Annotated in this window: 15 protein-coding genes and 1 pseudogene; 7 read left to right on the forward strand and 9 right to left on the reverse strand. The window is 71.6% G+C overall.

What is annotated here, in order from left to right; genetic code table 11:
- Positions 1 to 716, forward strand: a 716-nt coding sequence (locus tag AOK00_RS24550) for an alpha/beta fold hydrolase (protein ID WP_055602456.1), incomplete at its 5' end; no start/stop codon positions are given.
- 27 nt (positions 717 to 743) lie between these two features.
- Here AOK00_RS24550 and AOK00_RS24555 read toward each other — a convergent pair.
- The 4 genes from AOK00_RS24555 to AOK00_RS24570 form a co-directional block, all read right to left on the reverse strand.
- The gene (locus AOK00_RS24555) at positions 744 to 1,163 is read right to left on the reverse strand and encodes a CBS domain-containing protein (protein ID WP_055602457.1); all 420 of its coding nucleotides are present in this window, start codon (positions 1,161 to 1,163) and stop codon (positions 744 to 746) included.
- A 210-nt stretch (positions 1,164 to 1,373) separates the two neighbouring features.
- Entirely contained in the window at positions 1,374 to 2,018 is a 645-nt protein-coding gene (locus AOK00_RS24560; RefSeq protein WP_173861627.1) for a DUF305 domain-containing protein, read from the reverse strand.
- Between the two features lie 35 nt (positions 2,019 to 2,053).
- Entirely contained in the window at positions 2,054 to 2,701 is a 648-nt protein-coding gene (locus AOK00_RS24565) for a DUF3105 domain-containing protein (RefSeq protein WP_055602458.1), read from the reverse strand.
- A gap of 74 nt (positions 2,702 to 2,775) precedes the next feature.
- Positions 2,776 to 3,198 carry a hypothetical protein gene (locus tag AOK00_RS24570; protein WP_055602459.1) on the reverse strand — a complete coding sequence of 141 codons (423 nt, stop codon included), beginning with the start codon at positions 3,196 to 3,198 and terminating at the stop codon, positions 2,776 to 2,778.
- A gap of 249 nt (positions 3,199 to 3,447) precedes the next feature.
- Between AOK00_RS24570 and AOK00_RS24575 the strand changes: the two genes are divergently transcribed.
- Positions 3,448 to 4,809: a glutamine synthetase family protein gene (locus AOK00_RS24575; protein ID WP_015033133.1), complete on the forward strand. Its 1,362-nt coding sequence runs from the start codon at positions 3,448 to 3,450 to the stop codon at positions 4,807 to 4,809.
- A 75-nt stretch (positions 4,810 to 4,884) separates the two neighbouring features.
- Here AOK00_RS24575 and AOK00_RS24580 read toward each other — a convergent pair whose 3' ends face one another.
- Positions 4,885 to 5,109: a tyrosine-type recombinase/integrase gene (locus AOK00_RS24580; RefSeq protein ID WP_055602460.1), complete on the reverse strand. Its 225-nt coding sequence runs from the start codon at positions 5,107 to 5,109 to the stop codon at positions 4,885 to 4,887.
- 351 nt (positions 5,110 to 5,460) lie between these two features.
- Between AOK00_RS24580 and AOK00_RS39180 the strand changes: the two genes are divergently transcribed.
- From AOK00_RS39180 to AOK00_RS24595, 4 genes and pseudogenes are all read left to right on the forward strand, one after another.
- Positions 5,461 to 5,985, forward strand: a complete 525-nt coding sequence (locus AOK00_RS39180; RefSeq protein WP_159041838.1) for a hypothetical protein — start codon at positions 5,461 to 5,463, stop codon at positions 5,983 to 5,985.
- A 609-nt stretch (positions 5,986 to 6,594) separates the two neighbouring features.
- Positions 6,595 to 6,681 (forward strand): annotated as a pseudogene (locus AOK00_RS38515) (glutamine synthetase); the annotation flags it as partial.
- Positions 6,682 to 6,731: 50 nt separating this feature from the next.
- Positions 6,732 to 7,226, forward strand: coding sequence for a GNAT family N-acetyltransferase (locus AOK00_RS24590; protein WP_079042173.1), 495 nt, complete (start codon positions 6,732 to 6,734; stop codon positions 7,224 to 7,226).
- Between the two features lie 34 nt (positions 7,227 to 7,260).
- Positions 7,261 to 7,950: a hypothetical protein gene (locus tag AOK00_RS24595; protein WP_055602462.1), complete on the forward strand. Its 690-nt coding sequence runs from the start codon at positions 7,261 to 7,263 to the stop codon at positions 7,948 to 7,950.
- On the opposite strand, the gene AOK00_RS24600 is transcribed toward AOK00_RS24595, so the two are convergent.
- The 3 genes from AOK00_RS24600 to AOK00_RS24610 form a co-directional block, all read right to left on the reverse strand.
- Entirely contained in the window at positions 7,877 to 8,308 is a 432-nt protein-coding gene (locus tag AOK00_RS24600) for a VOC family protein (protein ID WP_055602463.1), read from the reverse strand. The two genes, AOK00_RS24595 and AOK00_RS24600, sit on opposite strands and share 74 nt — an antisense overlap.
- A gap of 11 nt (positions 8,309 to 8,319) precedes the next feature.
- Positions 8,320 to 8,829, reverse strand: coding sequence for a pyridoxamine 5'-phosphate oxidase family protein (locus AOK00_RS24605; RefSeq protein WP_055602464.1), 510 nt, complete (start codon positions 8,827 to 8,829; stop codon positions 8,320 to 8,322).
- 252 nt (positions 8,830 to 9,081) lie between these two features.
- The gene (locus AOK00_RS24610; RefSeq protein ID WP_055602465.1) at positions 9,082 to 11,280 is read right to left on the reverse strand and encodes a PIG-L family deacetylase; all 2,199 of its coding nucleotides are present in this window, start codon (positions 11,278 to 11,280) and stop codon (positions 9,082 to 9,084) included.
- Positions 11,281 to 11,660: 380 nt separating this feature from the next.
- Between AOK00_RS24610 and AOK00_RS24615 the strand changes: the two genes are divergently transcribed.
- On the forward strand, positions 11,661 to 14,648 hold the full coding sequence (locus AOK00_RS24615) for a bifunctional [glutamine synthetase] adenylyltransferase/[glutamine synthetase]-adenylyl-L-tyrosine phosphorylase (RefSeq protein ID WP_055602466.1): 2,988 nt from the start codon (positions 11,661 to 11,663) through the stop codon (positions 14,646 to 14,648).
- A gap of 137 nt (positions 14,649 to 14,785) precedes the next feature.
- On the opposite strand, the gene AOK00_RS24620 is transcribed toward AOK00_RS24615, so the two are convergent.
- Entirely contained in the window at positions 14,786 to 15,757 is a 972-nt protein-coding gene (locus AOK00_RS24620; protein WP_055602467.1) for a phosphatase PAP2 family protein, read from the reverse strand.
- Between the last annotated feature and the right edge of the window lie 154 nt (positions 15,758 to 15,911).

The following is a 15,911-nucleotide window of genomic DNA, read 5'->3' on the forward strand; positions in this document are numbered from 1 at the left end:
GGGAGCCCCAGCGCGTCGAGGAGGGCGGCGATCCGGTGGGCCTCGCCGCCGGCCCGCCCACCGCCGCCGGCGAGGCCCACCGGATCGCCGCCCTCCTCGACGCGCTGGGGCTCCCCGGCCCCGCCACCGTCGTCGGGCACTCGATCGCCGGGTTCCACGCCGAGGCCTTCGCCCGGCTCCACCCGGACCGGACCACCGCGCTCGTGCTCGTGGACTCCTCGGTGGAGGAGCACCCCCGGGCGAGCAGGTGGTCCTTGGGGGCCGTCGCCCGAGTCCTGGGCGCCGTCCTGTCCGCCGCCGGAGTCCCGGCCGCCCTCGGCCCCGCGGTGCGCCGTGCGGCCGTACGCCACGACCCGGCCCCCGCCGCCCTCGTACACCGCGTCTACCGCACCTCACGCGTCCTGCGCGGCACCCTCTGGGAGAACGCCCACTACGGAGCCGTCGCGGCCGAACTCCTCGCCCTGCGCACCACGCACCCGCTCCCGCCGGGCCTCCCCGTCACCGTCCTCGCCGCCCCCGAGGGCTCGGCCCGCTGGGACCGGCGGCAACGCGCGCTGGCCCGACGGCTCGGGGCCCGCTACGAGGCGGCCGTGCCGTCGGGCCACCTGGTCATGAAGGACCGCCCGGAAGCGGTCGCGACCGTGGTCCTGCGATCCGGTCTGGAAGGCGGGCAGACGCGTCGGGGAGGAGAGTGGACGCGTCAGGAAGGCGCGTAGACGCGTCAGTGAAGGCGAGTCGACGCGTCAGGAAGGCGCGTAGACGCTCTCGCAGAACCCCTTGAGCTGCTCGTCCGACAGATGCTGGGCCAGATCGGCCTCACTGATCATGCCGACGAGCCGCTTCTCCTCGATGACGGGCAGCCGCCGGATCTGGTGGCTCTGCATCTCCTCCAGGACGGCGCCCACGTCCGCGCCCGACTCCACCCAGCGGGGGGTGCCCTTGGACATCTCGCCGCAGGTGATCTTCGAGGGGTCGTGGCCCATGGCCACACAGCCGACCACGATGTCGCGGTCCGTGATGATGCCGCAGAGCCGTTCGTTCTCGTCGGCGACGGGCAGCGCGCCGACGTTCAGGTTGCGCATCAGCTGCGCGGCGCGGTCGAGCGTCTCGTGTGCCGGGATCCACTGGGCCCCGGGGTGCATGATGTCCTTCGCCGTGGTCATGGGGTGGGTACCTTTCGTCGGACGTGGTCACACGTACGTCCCCGAGCCCACTCATTGTCGGCGCACGGCCCGACCGCCGCGACTTGTCGGCGTACGGCGACCGTCGTGACGTGTCGGCGTACGGCCCGACGGCCGGCGCCTGCCTGTGTACGGCTCGGCCCCCGCGACCGCGGCGGGTCACGGGGGCCGTCGGGTCACCGACCCGGGTCGTCAGGCGCCACGCTTCCTGAGCATGTCCGCCATCAGCAGCATCTCGGACTTCTGGGCGTCGACCATGCCCTGCGCGAGACCGCGCTCGATGTCCACCGAGCACTTCTGGACACAGCCCTCGGCCATGTGGACCCCGCCCCTGTGGTGCTCGGTCATGAGCTTCAGGTACAGGACCTCGGCCTCGCGGCCGCTCGCCGCGCGCAACTCGTCCAGCTGGGTGTTGGTCGCCATGCCGGGCATGAGGGCCCCGTCGAGCGGCCCGGTGTCGCCGGAGCCGCCCATGCCCATCCAGGTCATCGGCTCGACGCCGGACTCGATCTTGGGCAGCCCCCACAGGTCGAGCCAGCCGAGCATCATGCCCCGCTGGTTGGCCTGGGTGTTGGCGATGTCGTACGCGAGTCGGCGCACCTCATCGTCCCGGGTGCGGTCCCGGACGATGAACGACATCTCGACGGCCTGCTGGTGGTGGACGGCCATGTCCCGGGCGAAGCCGGCGTCCGCGGAGAGCGAGGACGGCGTACGCGGCGCCTCCTCGCGCTCCGCGGAGGCGACGGTGACGGCGCCCCCGGCGAACAGCAGGGCCAGCGCGACGGCGGTGATCGCCGCCCACTGCGTCCGGTTCGGCCGCCGGGCCGGGGGCGTCAGGACGTCGTCGTCGCCGTCGTCCTCGCCGACCCGGCTCACTGGTCGAGCCCGCCGGTGCAGGCGGCGCCCGGCTCGGGGGTCTGCGGGCCCTGGACGTACTTGGTGAAGAAGGCGTCGATACGGGGGTCGCTCGCGTTGTCCACGGTGACCTGCTTGCCCCAGGCGGACAGCATGATGGCGCCGGCCTGGTCGTCCACGGGGCTCATCAGCGTGTACTTGGTCTTGCCGACCTTGTCCTCCAGCTTCTTCACGTCGTCGGCGGCGGCCTTCTTGTTGTACGTCACCCAGACGGCGCCGTGCTCCAGGGAGTGCACGGCGTTCACCTCGGAGATGGCCTTCTTGTAGACGACGCCGTCGCAGTTCATCCAGACCGGGTGGTGGTCACCGCCGACCGGCGGCTTCATCTCGTACTTCACGGCCGTCTCGACGTGGTTCCGGCCGAGCTTCGTGGCGTCCCAGGACTTCTCGGCGGTGATGGGGGCCTTCGCGGCCGCGTCCTTCTTGTCCTGCTCGTCGGACTTCTTCATCAGCACGAAGGTGCCGAAGCCGACGAGGCCGAGGACGACGACGCCCGAGATGCCGATCGTGATGAGGCGGTTGCGGCGCTCACGGGCCTGCTCGGCGCGGCGCATCTCCTCTATTCGGGCGCGGCGGTCGGCGTTGGCGGAGCTCTTGGCGGCCATGGTGGTGTCGTCCTTCTTCAGGGATGGGGGTGGAGTTCGGGGGTGGACGTAGCGGGGCGGGACGCCCGGCGCCGCTACGTCCGAAGAACTTGAAGGACGTGCAGATCCGGCGCGCGCGGCCGGACGCCGGAACGGCGCGCGGCGCCGTCACCGGACGGCGGCTCGAAGCGCGGGAGCCCGTCGGCCGCGTACAGCGGCGGATCGAGCGGAGGCGCGCTGAGCACCGCGGGGGAGAGCGAGGGGAAGAGGGAGCAGCCGCCGCGGTCGTACGGGCAGATGTACTCGACGACGGTGCCGGTGGCCTCGTGGGCGGGGGCCGTCGTGCCGGTGGCCGCGGGCCCGCTCGCGGCCTTCGGTCCGGTGCCCGCGTGATGGTCCTCGGGACCGGGGCCGGCGCCCAGACAGAAGAAGAGCGCGGCGAGGAGCGTCGCCACGGCACTCACCAGTGCCATGGGACGCGCGTGCTGGGACGGGCGTACGAGCCGTGTGGCTCCCATGGGCGCAGATCGTAGTGGGCGCGGGGGCTCCGTGGGCCGAACGGGGTACCACTCGGTACCGACGGGCGGGCGGCCGAGGGACGAACGGACACCCGGACGCCGCCCTTCCCGCGTTACCTGAGTCACACCCGAGCAGGCACTATGGGTGTGCAACGTGCGCGAAACCATGTGGTGGGATGCTCAGGTGCCCCCCGATGTGCTCTGAGGCGGTGGGAGCAGGCGGCCTGACCAGCGAGGATGGGTGTGGAAATGGACAAGCAGCAGGAATTTGTGCTCCGTACGCTCGAGGAGCGCGACATCCGCTTCGTACGTCTGTGGTTCACCGACGTGCTGGGCTTCCTCAAGTCGGTGGCCGTGGCGCCCGCCGAGCTTGAGCAGGCCTTCGACGAGGGCATCGGATTCGACGGCTCCGCGATCGAGGGCTTCGCCCGCGTATACGAGTCGGACATGATCGCCAAGCCGGATCCGGGGACGTTCCAGATCCTGCCGTGGCGGGCCGAGGCGCCGGGGACGGCGCGGATGTTCTGCGACATCCTGATGCCGGACGGCTCGCCGTCCTTCGCGGACCCCCGGTACGTCCTGAAGCGGGCGCTTGCCAAGACCTCGGACCTGGGCTTCACCTTCTACACCCACCCCGAGATCGAGTTCTTCCTCCTCAAGGACAAGCCGCTCGACGGCACCCGCCCCACCCCGGCGGACAATTCGGGATACTTCGACCACACCCCGCAGAACGTGGGCATGGACTTCCGCCGCCAGGCGATCACGATGCTCGAATCGATGGGCATCTCGGTGGAGTTCAGCCACCACGAGGGAGCCCCGGGCCAGCAGGAGATCGACCTCCGCTACGCGGACGCCCTCTCCACGGCGGACAACATCATGACCTTCCGGCTGGTGATGAAGCAGGTGGCGCTGGAGCAGGGCGTGCAGGCCACCTTCATGCCGAAGCCGTTCTCGGACTACCCGGGCTCGGGCATGCACACCCACCTGTCCCTCTTCGAGGGCGACCGGAACGCCTTCTACGAGTCGGGCGCCGAGTACCAACTGTCCAAGGTCGGCCGCTCGTTCATCGCGGGTCTGCTGAAGCACGCGGGCGAGATCTCCGCCGTGACGAACCAGTGGGTCAACTCGTACAAGCGCATCTGGGGCGGTTCGTCCCGCACGGCGGGATCGGGCGGCGAGGCCCCCTCGTACATCTGCTGGGGCCACAACAACCGCTCGGCCCTGATCCGCGTCCCCATGTACAAGCCGGGCAAGACGGGCTCCTCCCGCGTCGAGGTCCGCTCCATCGACTCGGGCGCGAACCCCTACCTGACGTACGCGGTCCTCCTCGCCGCCGGGCTCAAGGGCATCGAAGAGGGCTACGAACTCCCGGCCGGCGCCGACGACGACGTCTGGGCTCTCTCGGACGCGGAACGCCGGGCGATGGGCATCGAACCGCTCCCGCAGAACCTGGGAGAGGCGATCGCGCTGATGGAGAAGAGCGAACTGGTGGCGGAGACCCTGGGCGAGCACGTCTTCGACTTCTTCCTCCGCAACAAGAAGCAGGAGTGGGAGGAGTACCGGAGCGAGGTCACCGCCTTCGAACTCCGGAAGAACCTGCCGGTCTTGTAGCCGCAGGTCAGGTCCAGTAAAGTCCCGGAGCAGTACTCAGGGCCGACGTTCGCAAACCGTCGGCCCTGAGTCGTCTCACTGGCCCTGGGGCGTCTCTGGGCCGTCCGGCGTCGAAGCGGCGCCCTCGTAGAGCCCATCCACGGCCCGCCGGCCCGCCCGTCGCTGCTCGGCATCAGGTGCGTGCGTGTAGACCCGGAGCGTGAAGCCGGGGTCGCCGTGGCCGAGGTACGTACTGAGCGCCTTGATGTTCTCGCCGGCGTCCAGAAGGACGGACGCGTAGAAGTGCCTCAGCGCGTGCATGCCGGGCTCACGGGCCGCCTGGTGACGCTCGCCCTCCTTGAGCTCCGGAATGACAAGGCTTGGCCATCCATCCTTGGGCTGCTGACCGGCGCGGACATCTCAGGTGCACGCCCCCTCCGAAGCCGTGTGCCCAGTGACGGGTGGCCCCGGACGTCGATCCGGGGCTCCCCGTGTCGACTCGGCGTGACTGCTGGCCGAAGGCTGCTGCTGGCAAGCTGGGGCTTTGTGCCTTGGTGCAGCTACTCGGGGCGCGTCCCGCACGACTGCCCCACGGCCTGTCGCCAGGCGGCGGAGTTCCTCCGGCTTCCGCCCAACTTTTCCGATGGCGACGACCGGGAGACAATGAGCCCCATGGCGGACAGCACACTATGGGTCGCTGCTATAACAGGCGGAACTGCCGTCGTCGCTAGTTGGGTGACTGGAAAGTACACAGCACGTGCAGCTCGCGAGCAAGCACAGCAATCCGCAGCTGCTCATCGCCAAGAGCGACTCAGGGAGATTCAGCGGACTGCGTACCTGAATATGATTCAGCATTTGCAGTCCTTCGCTCCCATGGAGTGGGCAATTTCCGAGACCGTCGAACTGCCGGCGAGCGAGGAGCGAACGAAAGAGCTGAAGAGGCAAACCGTCGCAGCCAACGAGGCGCATTTCGAATTCCTGTCTCTCAAGCGTGTGATCGCGCTGGAAGGTACACCCCGCGTCAAAGAGTGCACTGATGAACTAGATCACCTTTTGCGTGATTACTGTGTGTCTCTAGAGCGAGCTGCTGATGGTGATAAAGACGCGCCGCGCCAATTGAAGTTCATTTACGATAAAGGAGATGAAGCACTGCAACGCTTCATCCTCGAGGCGGGAAGAGCCCTCCACTCCATGTAAGAGTTCGCGCCCTGTCCGGCAGCCTGGCCACCTTCGCCACACGGACAGGTCGCGGACATCACGCCTGCTTGGCGCCTCCTGCCTGCCAGACGATCAAGCGCAAGGACCTGCACGACCGCTACAGCGGTAGCCGCCATGGCGGTGTGAGCAAGTGCGCCAAATCGAACAATGTGCTGCTCTTCAGCGACCCCAAGACCGGTCACCAGCATGGCTAATTCGACAAGTGGGCCGAGGATGGCACGTTCCCTTACACGGGCGATGGGCAGACCGGGCCACAGACCTCGGCAGGTTGGCGATGCGTCCACTCGCGACCACGTGAGTCTCGGGCTTGCCTTGCGGCTCTTTGGGGGGTCGCGCGGCATCGTTCGGTACGTTGGCGAGTTCGCCGTGGACCCTGAGCAGCCGTACTCCTGGGGCGAGGCACCGGAGACGGGCAGCGGCCCGCTAAGGCCTGTCATCCAGTTCCACCTTCATCCGTCGAGCGTCCCATTCGAACTGGAGGTCGCTGGGCCGTCCCCGGTAGCCACGGATACCCAACAACAACCATGTGGGAGACGATCTCAAGTGCTCGTTCCAGCTGTAGCTGAGGTGCCCTCGGCGTCTCGCCGCTTCCTCCGCAACAAGAAGCAGGAGTGGGAGGAGTACCGGAGCGAGGTCACCGCCTTCGAGCTTCGGAAGAACCTGCCGGTGCTGTAAGGGCGGTTAAATCCGTTGCCCGGGGCGGTGCGTCCGTTCAGACTGCCCCGGTGAAGATCGAATCCGTCGCCACCGAGCGGCTCCTGCTCCAACCGATGACCGTTGCCGAGGCCGAGCGGGTCGTCGCCCGGAAGGCCGGGCCCGGGGACCTGTGGGGCGAGGGGTATCCCGGCGACGGGGACGTCCGCTCGGCCGGCGGGTTCCTGCGGGGAGTCGCCGAGCGGGGTGATCCGGGAGTGTTCCGGGTGTACGCGATACGGCTCGCCGAGAGCGGGGTCACCATCGGGGGGATCGGGTTCCACGGGCCGCCCGACGAGATCGGGGTCGTCACCGTGGGATACGGGCTCGTGCCTGCCGCGCGCGGCAACAGGTACGCGACCGAGGCGCTCCGGGCGCTCCTCGAGATCGCCCGGCGGGCCGGTGTCTCCGGCGTGAAGGGCGACGCCGACCTGGACAATCCGGCGTCCCACCGGGTGATGGAGGCCGCCGGGATGCCGTGCGTCGCGGAGGACGAGCAGCTCCGGCACTTCTACCGGGGGTTCTAGGTGTGACGGTCCGTCCGCGCTAGCGTCGGGTTCCATGCCGGAACCCCGTCCCCGCGTCTGGTACGCCGCCTACGGCTCCAACATGCATGCCGAACGCCTCGGTTGCTATCTCGCCGGAGGCCGCCCGGACGGAGGTGAGCGGGAGTTCCCCGGGTGCCGGGACCCACGGAGCCCCGACCGGTCCGTGGCCGTCGAACTGGACGGGCAGGTGTACTTCGCGACCGAGTCGGCCGTGTGGACCGGGGGCCGGGCCTTCTACGACCCGGACGCGGACGGCACCGCGTGGGGCGTCGCGCATCTGCTGACCGCCGGGCAGTTCTCCGACATCGCCGCGCAGGAGATGTACCGGGAGCCCGGCGCCGACCTCGATCTGGCCGAGGCCCTCGCCACCGGCCGCTGCGCACTCGGTCCCGGACGGTACGAGACCCTCGTCTGCCCGGGGCACATCGACGGCATCCCCGTGCTCACCCTCACCGCGCCCTGGCCGATGCCGGCGGCGGACGGGCTCCGCCCGCCCTCCGCGGCCTATCTGCGCCACCTCGCGGCAGGGCTCCACGAGGCCGGGGCGTGGCGGCCCGCCGAGGTGGCCGGCTACCTCGCCTCCCGGCCCGGCGCGGCGGGGCACTGGACCCCGGAGGACGTGGCCGCCTTCAGCGTTCCGAGAGCTCCGACGGTGCCTCCTGGACCATCCAGCCGTTGCCGTCCGGGTCCTCGAAGGTCATGAAGGCGTTCCACGTGCCGCCCTTGCCGACCTCCCAGCCCTTCTCGCCCACGTGCTGGATCTCCGAGACCTCCACCCCGCGCCCGACGAACTCCGCCCGGGCCGCCTCGATGTCCGTCACACAGAACTGGAGGCCCTGGAGGGTGCCCGGGGCCATCTCCTTCGTGCCCGGCATCGGCGGCATCCCGTTCAGCAGCGCGAGCGAACAGCGCGAGCCCGGCGGTGTCAGCTGGACGATGCGGACGCCCGGCGTCGTCTCGTCGTCCAGGTCGACGGCGAAGCCGCACTTCTCGGCGTAGAACTCCTTCGCCCGGTCCATGTCGGTGACGGGGACCGGGACGACTTCCAGTGTCCAGTTCACAGGGGCTCTCCTCAGAAACGCCAGCGGGTCTGTCCGAAGGGGTCGCCCTTGGTGAAGCCGAAGGCCGTGCGAGGCGCGACCGCGAACACCAGGGCCGTACCACCGTCCCCCCGGAACGCCCCGTCGCGCACCTCGAAACGCCAGTCCTCGCCGTACTTCTCCACCCACGCCCCGGCGAGCGCCGCCAGCCGGTCCTCGTCCGTCACCCGCGCCGCCTCGCCCTCGACCACGAGGTCGAAGCCCTCGCCGAGCGCGGGCGTGCCCGTCGTCAGGACCACCGACGTGTTGGCCTCCAGGTTGCGGGCCTTGCGCTCGTCCGGGCCGGTGCAGAAGTGGAGCGCGCCCTCCGACCAGACGGCGATCAGCGGGGTCACGTGCGGGCGGCCGTCGGGGCGAACGGTCGTCAGCCAGAAGACCTCGGCCGCCGCGAGCCGCGCCTCGGCCTCGGACCAGGGGACCGGGCCCGCCCTGTCGTCGCTGTACCGGGGGTCGAGGACCGTCTGCGGGGTCTGCGGGTTCATCGCCGTTCCCTTCGTCGCCTGCTCCGCTGCGTGCGGTGGTGCACAGGTAACGACCGGACCGGCCGGCGGAACTCATCGGCCGGCCACGGTCGGGTCCGCCACCGATCACGGGCGTCGCGGACCACGGCCTGTCTCGGATCACGGCCCGTCGCGGATCACGGCCCGTCGCGGATCGCGGCCGGCCACGGCTCAGGTCCGCCACCACGGCCCGTCGCGGATCACCGTCCGCCACGGATCACCGTCCGCCACGGCTCATTCGGCCGCCGCGACACCCCGCCCGTTCGGCACGCCCGGCCCCGCGGGCGTCCAGTGCAGACGGCCGTCAAGGCCGATCGCCGCCACCCCGTCCGTCCCCGCGTCCGGCGCCCCCGCGAACAGGAACTTCTCCAGCTTCCACGCCGGCCCCGCCGCCCCCGTCCTGCCGCGCGGCGCCGTCGCGAGGAAGCCGGTCCGGGACCGGACCGCGAGGAGCCCGTCGCCGCCGCTCACCGGGCCGAAGCCCGCCACGCCGCCGGGCAGCTCCGTGACCCGGGAGACCGGGCCGACGCCCGAGAAGTCGGCGCTGCGCAGATCGCCGGAGGCCGGCTTGCGGAACCAGAGCCGTACGCCGTCGCCGTTCGGCGCCGGGCTCGCGCTCAGCGCCAGGGTCGTCGGCGGGAGCGCGGTCAGCGCCGGACCCGTGAGCGGCCCGCCGGTCACGTGCTGCGCCCAGAACAGAACGGTCTTCGGGGTGCTCGCGAAGACGTACCCCCGGCCCTTCCCGTCCGTCGCCGCGACCGGGTCGCCGACCACGTCCGCGCCGCCGAGCACCCGCCACGGCCCCCAGCCGCCGTCCGCGCCCTGCTCGCGGGCGGTCAGACGGCGCAGGCTGTCGCGCAGGACCAGGGTCGCGCGGCCGTCCGTGCCCACGGTCACGGCGGGCGCGCTGATGTCCGAGGTGCCGGTCGCGTCGTTCCGCTCGGGGGTACCGAGCGAGCGCCACGGGCCGAAGGCGCCACCGGGCGCCGTCTGCTCGGTGCTCACGACCTCGCGGCGGTATCCGGCCGGGCCGCCCGCGAGGAGCGTCCGGGTGCCGTAGACCGCGATACGGCCGTCGGGCAGCGACACCGACGTGACCCCGGTGTCCATGCCGCCGCCGGGCAGCAGCGTCGGGCCGCTCCACGCGCCGCCGTCGGCCGGCTTCCGCCAGGCCGCGAGCCGTCCGTCGAGGACGGAGAACGCGTGCAGCACGCCGTCCCGGTCCCGCTGCACCCAGGAGGTGGAGGTGCCCCGGGCGTACCGCACGGTCGCGGTCCAGCCGCGTCCGGCGGGCCGCGCGGCCACCTTCAGGTCGCCGCAGCCGGCGGGCGTCCCGCAGTCGTTGACGCCGTCCAGCCAGGCGTAGGTCTTCAGGGTCTTCAGCTTGTCGCCCGCCGTCTCGGGGTCGAGCGTGTGCGGCAGGACGCTGGTGGGATAGCCGAGGTAGTTCTGCACGCCGATGCGCTGATGTCCGGGCAGCTCCGCGTACCGGGCGAGCGCGGCCTGGGCGAACCGCGCCCCGTACAGGTGGTCCTGGTGGTCGCCGATCTTCCCGGTCTTCGGGTCGATGCCGGGGCTCGGGTCCTGCATCCGGACGAAGGTCGGCCGGAACCGGTCGAGCAGCCCGGCGATCGTCGCCACGACCTCGTCCTTCGTGTACCGGAAGTCGGTGGCGACCGGGGTCCCGGAGGAGCGCTGCGACTCCAGCGTGCCGATCAGTCCGTGCCAGAGGCCGTTCAGGCTGTGCGGGCGGTGGAGGTTGGTCGACCCCGCCTCGCGTATCTGCAGCCACACCAGCCTGACCTTCGGGTTGGCGCGCAGGGTGTCCAGTTCGGCCATGCCGCCACCGGCCGTGGGTATCGCCACCCGGTCCCACGGGCTGGTCCGGCTGCCGGTCGCCATCTCGGAGTACGCGGCACGGATGCCGTTCTGCCGTGCCTCGGCGTAGCCGGCCTTGTCCGCCTTGGCCGCGGCGGCGTCGCGCGGGCGGGCGTTGACGCCGTCGGACTCACCGGCCGTCAGATACACCGCGGCCAGCGGGGTGCCGGAGCGGATGGTCTGGGATATGTCCGGGTTCATGAAGAACAGGTCGTCGTCCGGGTGCGCCACGATCTGCATGACCGAGGTGTCCGCCCCGGACGCCGGGGGCCGCGGGGTCCGTCCGGGCGTCCCGGCGTTCGAGGCCGGGTCCTGGGAGTCCGGGCCGGTGGCCATGGGGACCGGCGACGGGGCCGAGGCCCGGGGCGGCGTGGCCGTGGCCGGGGCCGTGGGCGCCTTCCCCTCCGGCGTCGCCGTCTGAGCCGCGGCCGTCTCCGGTGCACCGGTCACCGAGAGGAGTCCGGCGAAGGCGCCGCCCACCAGGGCGGTCGTGACCGCGGTGGAGACGGCCCTGCGGCGGGACATGGAGAGACGGCGGCGGAGGCGTATGGGCATGGTCGGCGGCGCGCTTTCGGCAGGTCGGGCAGGCGGGTCGGTCCCGCGCTGGCGTACGGGGGGGTCGCTTCAGGGGTCGCCTGATCGGGCTCGGGCAGGCGGGGTGGTCCGCGCATGCGGTCGGGCCCGCGTCAGGGTCGCTTCGGCGGGTACGGGCAGGCGGGGGTGGTCCGCCTCCAGCAAGACGGACTTTCAAGGAATACGGTTCATCGACCTCGAAAAGCCATCGATGTGTGGGACATCACGTGTGATCCGCTGCGAACCGAAGGCCTGAAAGCCCCCGTCCCCCGCTCCGGATAGGCTCGATCCGCCCGGGTTCCGACCCGGGGGTGAGCCGCGGCGTCGACCCCGCGGCGGACCTGCTCGGAGGGAGCGGCGGAATGACGGTGCCGGGACGCAGGAGCAGCACGTTCTCACGTCTGCTGCGGCACGGATTCACCGACCCGTCGGGGGCGGAGCGGCTCCTGGACGTGCCCGAGCTGTCCGCGCTGCGCGGCGACTCGGTCCTCCTCGACGCCCTCGGCGCGACCGCCGATCCCGACCTCGCCCTGCGCGGCCTCGTCCGCCTCGTCGAGGCGCAGCCCGAGACCGAGCGGCAGACCCTCACGACCACCCTGCTCGCGGCCAAGCCCTTCCGGGACCGGCTCCTCGGGGTGCTCGGCGCCTCCGAGGCGCTCGCCGACCACCTGGCCCGCCACCCGCGCGACTGGGAGTCCCTCGTCACGTACGAGGCCGCCGACCTGCACCCGGGGGTCGCCGAGTTCGAGCACGGCCTCGCCGAGGCCGTCGACGCGGTCTCGCTGCGGGTCGCCTACCGCCGGTGCCTGCTGGCCATCGCGGCCCGAGACGTGTGCGGCACCATCGACGTCGCCGAGACCGCCGCCGAGCTCGCCGACCTGGCGACGGCGACCCTGCGCGCCGCGCTCGCCATCGCCCGTACCGCCGCGCCCGCCGACGCCGCCATGTGCCGGCTCGCGGTGATCGCGATGGGCAAGTGCGGCGGTCACGAGCTGAACTACGTCTCCGACGTGGACGTGATCTTCGTGGCGGAGCCGGCCGACGGCGCCGACGAGGGCAAGGCCATGCAGGCGGCGACCCGGCTCGCCTCGCACCTGATGCGGATCTGCTCGGAGACCACCGTCGAGGGCACGATCTGGCCGGTCGACGCCAATCTGCGCCCCGAGGGCCGCAACGGCCCCCTCGTCCGTACGCTCTCCTCCCACCTCGCGTACTACCAGCGCTGGGCGAAGACCTGGGAGTTCCAGGCGCTGCTCAAGGCGCGCGCGGTGGCCGGCGACCCGGAGCTCGGCGCCCACTACATCGACGCCGTCTCCCCGCTCGTCTGGCAGGCCGCCGAGCGCGAGAACTTCGTCCCCGACGTGCAGAAGATGCGCCGCCGGGTCGTCGACAACATCCCCGTCGCCCAGATCGACCGCGAGCTCAAGCTCGGCCCCGGCGGCCTCCGCGACGTCGAGTTCGCCGTCCAGCTCCTCCAGCTCGTGCACGGCCGCAGCGACGCCGGCCTGCACAGCGGCACCACCCTCGACGCGCTCGCCGCCCTCGCCGCCGGCGGCTACGTCGGCCGGGCCGACGCCGCCCAGCTCGACGAGGCCTACCGCTTCCTGCGGGCCATGGAGCACCGCATCCAGCTGTACCGGCTGCGCCGCACCCACCTCGTCCCCGAGGACGAGGCCGACCTGCGCCGCCTCGGCCGCTCCCTGGGACTGCGCACCGACCCGGTCGCCGATCTCAACAAGGAGTGGAAGCGGCACGCGGCCGTCGTCCGCCGCCTGCACGAGAAGCTCTTCTACCGGCCGCTGCTCGACGCCGTCGCCCAGCTCGCCCCCGGCGAGATCCGGCTCAGCCCGAAGGCCGCGGGACAGCGGCTCGAAGCGCTGGGTTACGAGGACCCCGCAGCCGCCCTGCGCCATCTGGAGGCCCTCGCCTCGGGGGTCAGCCGCAAGGCCGCGATCCAGCGGACGCTGCTCCCGGTGCTGCTCGGCTGGTTCGCGGACTCGGCCGACCCGGACGCCGGCCTGCTCGGCTTCCGCAAGGTCTCCGACGCCCTCGGCAAGACTCCCTGGTACCTGCGGCTGCTCCGTGACGAGGGCGCCGCCGCAGAGAACCTCGCCCGGGTCCTCTCCGCCGGACGCCTCGCCCCCGACCTGCTGCTGCGCGCTCCCGAGGCGGTCGCGCTGCTCGGCGACCCGGAGGGGCTGAAGCCCCGCGGCCTGGACCACCTGGAGCAGGAGGTCCTGGCGGCGGTGGGCCGCGCGTCCGACGCCGAGCAGGCCGTCGCGGCGGCCCGCGGGGTGCGCCGCAGGGAGCTGTTCCGGACCGCCGCGGCCGACCTCATCGGCTCGTACGGCACCGAGGACAGCCCCCGCGAGCCCGACCCGGGCGCCCTGGTCGACCGGGTGGGGGAGGCGGTCACCGACCTCAACGCGGCGACGATCGCGGGCGCCCTGCGGGCCGCCGTCCGCGCGGAGTGGGGCGACGAACTGCCCACCCGGTTCGCCGTCATCGGCATGGGCCGCTTCGGCGGTCACGAGCTGGGGTACGGCTCCGACGCCGACGTCCTTTTCGTGCACGAGCCGCGCGAGGGCGTCGACGAGCAGGACGCGGCCAGGGCCGCGAGCAAGGTGGTCGCCGAGATGCGACGACTGCTGCAGCTCCCCACCGCGGACCCGCCGTTGCTGATCGACGCGGACCTCAGGCCGGAGGGCAAGAGCGGCCCCCTGGTCCGCACCCTGAAGTCGTACGCGGCCTACTACCACCGCTGGTCCCTCGTCTGGGAGAGCCAGGCGCTGCTGCGCGCCGAACCCATCGCGGGCGATCGCGAGCTGGGGGACCGGTTCATCGAACTCGTCGACCCGCTGCGCTATCCGGCCGAGGGCCTCGGCGAGGACGCCGTCCGCGAGATCCGCCGTCTCAAGGCCCGGATGGAGTCCGAGCGGCTGCCGCGCGGCGCCGACCCGACCCTCCACGCCAAGCTGGGGCGCGGCGGCCTGAGCGACGTCGAGTGGACGGTCCAGCTGCTTCAGATGCGGCACGGCTGGGTGGAACCGGGGCTGCGGACGACCCGTACCCGCGAGGCACTCAGGGCGGCCCACGCGGCCGGCCTCATCCCGACGGAGGAGGCGCAGACCCTGGACGAGGCGTGGGTCCTCGCCACCCGCGTCCGCAACGCGGTGATGCTGGTCCGCGGCCGGCCCGGCGACACCTTCCCCTCGGACCCGCGCGACCTCGCGGCGGTCGGACGGTACCTGGGGTACGAGTCAGGTCATGTCGGCGAGATGGTCGACGACTACCGGCGGATCACCCGCCGGGCCCGCGCCGTCGTCGAGGAGCTGTTCTACGGGGCGTAGGCCCCTGCGCCGCCCGCGCGTACGGGCCGTGCCGGATCCAGCCCGGCCGGCCTCACCCTTCGCGGTGGACCCGGTGGAGGCTCAGGCGGACGAGACGGAGAACGCGCCGATCCGCCTCACCGTCGCCGGCGGCCGGATCACCTGCCGGAGCTGACCGAGCGCTTCGTATCGGCCTTCTCGGCCCCATCGGTTCCGGCGGCCACCTCGGTCGACGAGACGGCGTCGGTCTTCTCGTCCTCGCGGTCCGCCTCCCCCTTCGGAGGCGGGCCGCTCCGCGTCACCGCGCCCGGCACCGGCTCGACCAGCTTGGGCAGGCGGTGCGGGCGGGAGCCGTACCAGAAGTAGGAGACGGCGAAGCCGAAGGCGAGGCAGATCATGCCGCCGACCGCGTCGAGCCAGAAGTGGTTGGCGGTGGCGACGATGACGACGAGGGTCGCCACCGGGTACACCAGGCCCAGGATCTTCGCCCAGGGCGCCTTGGCCAGGAGGAAGATCGTCAGGCCGCACCAGAGCGACCAGCCGATGTGCATCGACGGCATCGCCGCGTACTGGTTCGACACGTGCTTGAGGTTGCCCGAGGCCATCGAGCCCCAGGTGTGGTGGACGAGCACCGTGTCGACGAAGTTCTGGCTGGTCATGAGCCGCGGGGGTGCGAGCGGATACAGGTAGTAACCGACCAGTGCCACACCGGTGGTGGCGAACAGCACCGTTCGGAACGCCCCGTAACGGCCCGGGTGCCATCGGTACAGCCACACGAGCACACCGATGGTCACGACGAAGTGCAGCGTCGCGTAGTAGTAGTTCATCGACACGATCAGCCATGTCACCGAGTTCACGGCGTGGTTCACGGCGTGCTCGAAGGCGAGGCCGAGGGACTGCTCGGTCTCCCAGATCCAGTCGGCGTTTTTGAAGGCCTGGGCCTTCTGCTCCGGCACCGCGTTGCGGATGAGCGAGTACGTCCAGTAGCTCACCGCGATCAGCGCGATCTCGAACCAGATCGTGGGGCGCCGTGGCGCGCGGGCACGGAGGCGCGCGAACCTGCCGTCGGCCACGGTGGGTGACGACGGGGTCGTCCGGTTGTCCAAACTCTTCACGGTCGTTTCACCCATAGGGAGAGAGTCTGCCAGATCCCTTCCCCCCGACCGATCATCCCTCCGACGGGTTCGGGGCGCACCCGGTCCACCTCGGGAACGAGGGCGTACGGAGGATGCCGTAAGGGTCGCGGGCAGGTACAGGGGCAGGTCGGGCAGGGGGCAGGAGGAG

Origin of the sequence: Streptomyces aureus (assembly GCF_001418135.1) — a bacterium.
GTDB classification, from domain to species: Bacteria; Actinomycetota; Actinomycetes; order Streptomycetales; family Streptomycetaceae; genus Streptomyces; species Streptomyces aureus_A.

Coding starts and splice junctions, on each gene's coding strand:
- AOK00_RS24555 (WP_055602457.1), bottom strand. CDS start 1,163: ATGACCACGGCGAAGGACATCATGCACCCCGGGGCCCAGTGGATCCCG.
- AOK00_RS24565 (WP_055602458.1), bottom strand. CDS start 2,701: ATGGCCGCCAAGAGCTCCGCCAACGCCGACCGCCGCGCCCGAATAGAG.
- AOK00_RS24570 (WP_055602459.1), bottom strand. CDS start 3,198: ATGGGAGCCACACGGCTCGTACGCCCGTCCCAGCACGCGCGTCCCATG.
- AOK00_RS24575 (WP_015033133.1), top strand. CDS start 3,448: ATGGACAAGCAGCAGGAATTTGTGCTCCGTACGCTCGAGGAGCGCGAC.
- AOK00_RS24580 (WP_055602460.1), bottom strand. CDS start 5,109: ATGCACGCGCTGAGGCACTTCTACGCGTCCGTCCTTCTGGACGCCGGC.
- AOK00_RS39180 (WP_159041838.1), top strand. CDS start 5,461: ATGGCGGACAGCACACTATGGGTCGCTGCTATAACAGGCGGAACTGCC.
- AOK00_RS24595 (WP_055602462.1), top strand. CDS start 7,261: ATGCCGGAACCCCGTCCCCGCGTCTGGTACGCCGCCTACGGCTCCAAC.
- AOK00_RS24605 (WP_055602464.1), bottom strand. CDS start 8,829: ATGAACCCGCAGACCCCGCAGACGGTCCTCGACCCCCGGTACAGCGAC.
- AOK00_RS24610 (WP_055602465.1), bottom strand. CDS start 11,280: ATGCCCATACGCCTCCGCCGCCGTCTCTCCATGTCCCGCCGCAGGGCC.
- AOK00_RS24615 (WP_055602466.1), top strand. CDS start 11,661: ATGACGGTGCCGGGACGCAGGAGCAGCACGTTCTCACGTCTGCTGCGG.
- AOK00_RS24620 (WP_055602467.1), bottom strand. CDS start 15,757: ATGGGTGAAACGACCGTGAAGAGTTTGGACAACCGGACGACCCCGTCG.